The following is a 306-nucleotide window of genomic DNA, read 5'->3' as shown; positions in this document are numbered from 1 at the left end:
TTCGGTCTTGGTGATCGTAGTGCTGACGGTGGAGCCATTGTTGTAAACGTCGTTCGCCGGCGTCTGGAAAACAGTCGAGCCGACGGTTTCACCAGCCTTGATAGTGATGGTCTGGCCGTTGCTCAACGTCACGGTGACGTCGGTTTGCGCCTTGTTGGTCAAGGTCGCGGTATAGGTAATCTCCCCACCTTCAACTACCGAAGCCTTGTCAGCAGTCAACGTAACCGTGGTGTTGTCGATCGAATCGGTGATAGCCGTTTCAGCTGCTTTCGGATCGGTCACCAAGTTCTCGAAGTTACCGCCTTC

The 306-nt window shown here is 54.2% G+C and carries 1 protein-coding gene; it reads right to left on the bottom strand.

The annotated features are described in order from the left end of the window. Positions 1 to 306, bottom strand: a 306-nt coding sequence (locus HX783_RS26520; protein ID WP_177018827.1) for an immunoglobulin-like domain-containing protein, incomplete at both ends; no start/stop codon positions are given.

This window comes from Pseudomonas sp. D2002 (assembly GCF_013385735.1).
Taxonomy (GTDB): Bacteria; Pseudomonadota; Gammaproteobacteria; order Pseudomonadales; family Pseudomonadaceae; genus Aquipseudomonas.
This window is presented reverse-complemented; position numbering and strand designations above follow the sequence as displayed.